This window comes from Pseudomonas sp. P5_A2_2 (genome assembly GCF_054177685.1).
In genome coordinates this window covers 1-5,903 of sequence record NZ_JBGCUL010000239.1, presented here as the reverse complement: position 1 = coordinate 5,903, position 5,903 = coordinate 1, and the positions used below count along the sequence as shown (strand labels likewise).

At 61.9% G+C, this 5,903-nt stretch carries 6 protein-coding genes; 4 read left to right on the top strand and 2 right to left on the bottom strand.

Going from position 1 to position 5,903, the window contains the following annotated elements:
* The 3 genes from ACXRVY_RS15075 to ACXRVY_RS15065 all read left to right on the top strand — a co-directional run.
* A partial coding sequence (locus ACXRVY_RS15075; protein WP_458237674.1) for a DUF4350 domain-containing protein occupies positions 1-776 on the top strand: 776 nt, incomplete at its 5' end.
* Entirely contained in the window at positions 773-1,774 is a 1,002-nt protein-coding gene (locus tag ACXRVY_RS15070; RefSeq protein WP_223463882.1) for an AAA family ATPase, read from the top strand. The genes ACXRVY_RS15075 and ACXRVY_RS15070, both read left to right, overlap by 4 nt.
* Positions 1,771-3,099 (top strand): DUF58 domain-containing protein, encoded by a 1,329-nt coding sequence (locus ACXRVY_RS15065; RefSeq protein WP_223463883.1) that lies wholly within the window; start codon positions 1,771-1,773, stop codon positions 3,097-3,099. Before ACXRVY_RS15070 ends, ACXRVY_RS15065 begins: the two co-directional genes overlap by 4 nt.
* A gap of 37 nt (positions 3,100-3,136) precedes the next feature.
* Here the strand turns inward: ACXRVY_RS15065 and ACXRVY_RS15060 are convergent, their stop codons facing one another.
* Together ACXRVY_RS15060 and ACXRVY_RS15055 are read right to left on the bottom strand one after the other, a co-directional pair.
* Complete coding sequence (locus ACXRVY_RS15060; protein WP_458237673.1) at positions 3,137-3,496, bottom strand: PilZ domain-containing protein; 360 nt, start codon at positions 3,494-3,496, stop codon at positions 3,137-3,139.
* A 236-nt stretch (positions 3,497-3,732) separates the two neighbouring features.
* Positions 3,733-4,116 (bottom strand): tetratricopeptide repeat protein, encoded by a 384-nt coding sequence (locus ACXRVY_RS15055; RefSeq protein ID WP_223463885.1) that lies wholly within the window; start codon positions 4,114-4,116, stop codon positions 3,733-3,735.
* Positions 4,117-4,287: 171 nt separating this feature from the next.
* Between ACXRVY_RS15055 and pyk the strand changes: the two genes are divergently transcribed.
* Positions 4,288-5,739: a pyruvate kinase gene (pyk, locus tag ACXRVY_RS15050; protein WP_223463886.1), complete on the top strand. Its 1,452-nt coding sequence runs from the start codon at positions 4,288-4,290 to the stop codon at positions 5,737-5,739.
* The last annotated feature ends 164 nt before the right edge of the window (positions 5,740-5,903 follow it).

Here is a 5,903-nt window from a genome sequence, read left to right as displayed (position 1 = left end):
GGGTGCAACTGCGCCAGTCCCTGAGCAAAGACCTCAAGGACCCGCCGCCGGGTGTCGGTGACGATCCGTACCCGCAACTGACCAGGCTCTATCTGGAAAACGAAGACGCCCCGGCCTATGCCGGTTTCGATACCGCGTTCCATCTCGAAGACCCGAAAAACCTCGCCCAGGCCTGGGCCAACAGCGCCAGGGCCACACACATGATGCAGCTCGGTTACGGTCTCGGTTCGATCATCGTGGTCACCGATGCCGACTTGTGGAAAACCCCGGCCATCGACCGGTACGACAATGCCTGGCTGCTCTGGTACCTGACCGCCGACACCCGCGTGACACTGATCTTCAATACCGGTCACGACAGCCTGCCGACCTTGCTGCTGCGTTATTTTCCCCAGGCGCTGGTCGCGTTGTTCGCTTTGATCGGTCTGGGTTTCTGGCACTTCGGTGTGCGTCAGGGGCCATTGCTGGAACCGGCGCCGAAAGCACGCCGACAACTGCAGGAGCACCTGCGCGCCAGTGCCGACTTCCTGTTGCGCCGCAACGGTCAGGCCGGCCTGCTGCAAGCCTTGCAGCAAGACATTCTGCGGCGCGTGCGGCGTCGCCATCCCGGCTTTGAACAACTCGCCGTTACCGAACAATGGCTGGTGCTTGCGCGCCTGACCGGCCAACCCACACGCACTATCAGCCAGGCCATGAGCCCGCGACCGAAGCAACGACTTACCAGCGTTGAATTCAGCCGTCAGGTCGCCCACCTGCAATCCTTGAGGAACTCACTATGAGTCAACCGATCGAGCCCGACGTACCGGACCATGCCGCTCAACAACGTCAGCGTGCCAGCCACCTGGCCCAGGCCGTACGTAATGAATTGCAAAAAGCCCTGATCGGCCAGGACCGCGTGATCGACGACGTCCTGACGGCGCTGATCGCCGGCGGCCATGTGCTGCTCGAAGGCGTACCGGGCTTGGGCAAGACCCTGTTGGTGCGCGCCCTCGCCCGCTGCTTCGGCGGTGAGTTCGCGCGCATCCAGTTCACCCCGGACCTGATGCCCAGCGACGTCACCGGGCATGCCGTGTATGACTTGCAGACCGAGCAATTCAAACTGCGCAAGGGCCCGTTGTTCACCAACCTGCTACTGGCCGACGAGATCAACCGCGCCCCGGCGAAAACCCAGGCGGCGCTGCTCGAAGCCATGCAGGAGCGGCAAGTCACCCTCGAAGGCCGTGCTCTGCCCATCGCACAGCCGTTCATGGTGCTCGCCACGCAAAACCCCATCGAACAGGAAGGTACATATCCGCTACCGGAAGCCGAACTGGATCGCTTCATGCTCAAGGTACGCATGGATTACCCCGACGCCGACCAGGAGTTGAACATGGTCCGTCAGGTCAGCCGCTCGACCCGGGCCGACATGCTCGATGTCCAACCGATGCGCACGTTGTTGCAGGCCAGGGATGTACTGGCCCTGCAACGCATCGCCAGCGACCTGTCGCTGGACGATCAGGTGCTCGATTACGCCGTGCGCCTGGCCCGCTCCACCCGCAACTGGCCCGGCCTGATCCTCGGCGCCGGGCCTCGGGCGTCCATTGCGCTGGTGCGATGTGCCCGGGCCCGCGCGCTGCTGCGCGGTGGTGAGTTCGTGATTCCGGATGACATCAAGGGCTGCGCCCTGGCCGTGCTGCGCCATCGCGTACGCATCGCGCCGGAGCTGGACATCGAGGGCCTGGATGTCGATCAGGTGCTCCGACAGATGCTCGACCAAGTGCCGGCGCCGCGCCTGTGAAACCCTCGCGCCTGATGCTCGCCTGGCTGTTGATCCTGCTGGCCTGCACCATTGTGTCGGGCACTTTGCGGGCATTGGAGTTCGCAGTTGCGGCGAATCTCATGGCGATCAATTGGGGATTGCTCCTGGCGCTGCTGGCCCTGGCCCTGCTGGATGCGGTGCGCGTGAAGCGCCTGCCTTCGCCGCGGCTGAAACGCCAGATGCCCGGCAGCCTGGCGCTGGGTCGATGGAGCGAAGTGCAGCTGACTGTCGAACACGACTTTTCGCAACCGCTGAACATACAAGTCTTCGACCACGTGCCGCCGGGCCTGAGCTTCGAACACCTGCCCCTGACGGTCGAACTGCGACCTGGTCGGCACAGCCTGGCCGGTTATCGCCTGCGCCCGCTCAAGCGCGGTCACTTCACCTTCGAACGCTGCGAAATCAACCTGCCGAGCCCATTGGGGCTCTGGTCGGACGGGCGTTTGCTCGACCTGCCCGATGCCACCCGCGTCTACCCCGACTTCGCCCGCCTCTATGAAGGGCAACTACTGGCGGTGGACAACTGGCTCAGCCAGCTTGGCGTACGTCAGAAACAACGACGGGGCCTGGGTCTGGAATTCCATCAATTGCGCGAATTTCGCGAGGGCGACAGCCTGCGCCAGATCGACTGGAAAGCCACTGCCCGCCAGCGCATGCCGATTGCCCGGGAGTATCAGGACGAACGTGATCAACAGATCATGTTCATGCTCGACTGCGGCCGACACATGCGCAGCCAGGATGATGAGCTGTCGCACTTCGAYCACGCCCTCAACGCCTGTCTGTTGCTCAGCTACGTCGCGCTGCGTCAGGGCGACGCGGTGGGCCTGAGTACCTTTGCCAGCGAACCGCCGCGCTACCTTGCACCGGTAAAAGGCACCAGCCATCTCAACACCCTGCTCAACAGCGTTTATGACTTGAACAGCAGCCAACGCAGCGCCGACTATCAAGCCGCGGCAACGCAACTGCTGGCACGGCAAAAACGCCGGGCACTGGTGGTGCTGGTAACCAGCCTGCGCGAAGAGGACGACGATGAGTTGCTCTCGGCGGTCAACCGCCTGAGCCAGCAACATCAGGTGCTGGTCGCGAGCCTGCGCGAAGACGTACTCGACACCCTGCGTCAGTCACCGGTGCAGACCTTGCCCGAGGCGCTGGCCTATTGCGGGACCGTGGACTACCTCAATACACGCGCCGAACTCCATGAGCGCTTGAACGCTCATGGAGTACTGGTGATGGATGCGCGACCCGGCGAGTTAGGGGCTGCGTTGGTGACGCGTTACCTGGGCTGGAAAAGAGCCGGAGTTTGAGCCTGAGCAATCACTCACAGCCGGTTTCCCGGTGATCTCAAGCCGAAGCCGGCAACGGCAGAAAACTGAAATACTGCTTCAACGCCTCGACCAAATGCCCATACTCCGGCGGCGCCCGTTGCAGGCTGAACCCGGTGTCGTAATGTTGGGGGGTTGCGTCTTCGTGGCACCACAGACAACAGGCTTGCAGATCGATGATCTGCTGGCCACCTTCGATACCGGGAATTTTCAGACGCAGGTTGAAGTCGGYGCCGATCATCATCGGCAACTGGCTGATCAGCATCAGCCCGTCTTCGCAGACATTGCCCAGATTGCCGATGGGTTTGCCGGTGATGCCGTTGAACACTTTCAGGAAGTACGGCAATTGATGCCGCTCGATTCGGCGGTCGGTGAACATGTGCAATTTCGCTATGCAAGGCTCTTAAGCAGAGCCGCACTACTGCTTCGGAACGGGTACGCATTAAATCTTTGCCCGCTCTCCCTGCTTCCGGTGCGCCATTCCTTGTAGCGCAGAGTCTTGCTTGTGCCGGTCACAGGTGTTGCCCCGGCTCATCAGAGGCAACGCTCTAAAACCGGTTCATTGGACTATAGCTCAGCACCGCCGGGGAGCCAGCGATCAGAGGGTTATCGACATCAGAACTGCGTCGGTTTAACGGCCGCCGCACTGCGCGTCGGATAGTGGCCCAGGCTCTGCAGGGTTTCAATGCGGGCATGGGCACGGTAGGCGTACTCGCTCTGTGGATAGGACGCCATGATGAACTGATAGGTCTTGGCCGCGTCGATAAACATCTTCTGTCGCTCCAGGCACAGGCCGCGCATCATCGACACTTCCGGCCACACGTAAGGCCGCGCGCGGCTGTCGCGTTCGACCTTGGACAGTTCGAGCATCACCTGCTCGCAATTGCCCCGGTCATAGGCGCTGTAGGCATTGTTCAAATGATGGTTCATCGACCAACGGGTGCAGCCCGTGGCGCTGAGGGCGCTAAGGGCAAGGGCGGCAATGAGCACGAATCGCATGGGGGATCTCCTGTCTTGTGCCCTGTATCGGCCCATGGTCGGAAATCTTCAGGCTGCCGGACGTAAAGTTGCAGGGTTCAATAAAGAAAGAAATAAGTAGTGCAAACGAACAATGACTACAACATCGGAGCATAGTAGCCTCACTCAGCGCTTGAACTCAGGAGTCTTTGCATGTCCGTCCGTCGTACCAAAATCGTCGCTACCCTTGGCCCGGCCAGTAACTCGCCGGAAGTTCTCGAACAGCTGATTCTGGCTGGCCTGGACGTCGCCCGCCTGAACTTCTCCCACGGCACCCCCGACGAGCACAAGGCTCGCGCGAAGCTGGTGCGTGACCTCGCCGCCAAACACGGCCGCTTCGTCGCCCTGCTGGGTGATCTGCAAGGCCCGAAAATCCGTATCGCCAAATTCGCCAACAAGAAGATCGAGCTGAAGATCGGTGATCAATTCACCTTCTCCACCAGCCATCCTCTGACCGAAGGCAACCAGCAAGTGGTCGGCATCGACTACCCGGACCTGGTCAAGGACTGCGGCGTGGGCGACGAGCTGCTGCTAGACGACGGCCGCGTGGTGATGCGCGTCGATACCGCCACCGCCACCGAACTGCACTGCACCGTGACCATCGGCGGTCCGCTGTCCGACCACAAAGGCATCAACCGTCGCGGTGGCGGCCTGACCGCTCCGGCCCTGACTGAAAAAGACAAGGCTGACATCAAGCTCGCTGCGGAAATGGAAGTCGACTACCTCGCGGTATCCTTCCCGCGTGACGCCGCCGACATGGAATACGCCCGTCAACTGCGCGACGAAGCCGGTGGCACTGCCTGGCTGGTGGCGAAGATCGAACGCGCCGAAGCCGTGGCCGACGACGAAACCCTCGACGGCCTGATCAAGGCGTCCGACGCGGTGATGGTTGCCCGTGGCGACCTGGGTGTGGAAATCGGCGACGCCGAGCTGGTGGGCATCCAGAAAAAGATCATTCTGCACGCACGCCGCCACAACAAGGCGGTGATCGTCGCGACCCAGATGATGGAGTCGATGATCCAGAACCCGATGCCGACCCGCGCTGAAGTGTCCGACGTAGCCAACGCCGTGCTCGACTACACCGATGCCGTGATGCTCTCGGCGGAAAGCGCCGCTGGCCTGTACCCGCTGGAAGCCGTTCAGGCCATGGCGCGCATCTGCATCGGTGCCGAAAAGCATCCGACCAGCAAGACCTCCAGCCACCGCATCGGCAAAGAGTTCGAGCGCTGCGACGAAAGCATCGCACTGGCGACCATGTACACCGCCAACCACTTCCCGGGCGTGAAGGCGATCATCGCCCTGACCGAAAGTGGCTACACCCCGCTGATCATGTCGCGCATCCGCTCCTCGGTGCCGATCTACGCGTTCACCCCACACCGCGAAGCCCAGGCTCGAGCGGCGATGTTCCGTGGCGTGTACACCATCCCGTTCGATCCGGCTTCGCTGGCGCCGAACGAAGTCAGCCAAAAGGCGATCGACGAGCTGGTCAAGCGCGGCGTAGTGGAAAAAGGCGACTGGGTCATCCTGACCAAGGGCGACAGCTACCACACCACCGGCGGCACCAACGGCATGAAGATCCTGCACGTTGGCGATCCGATGGTCTGAGTGACCGGTTGCTGAAAAACAAAAGCCCCGCCATGTGAATGGCGGGGCTTTTTGTTTGTGCGCCAGGCATGGCGCGTTGCGCGTAAGCGCAACCAGCTTGGCTGTGGTGGCCTCGCTGGTGACTTGGAGGTGAAAGTCCTCTACACACCCGGCAAGGGGAAGTG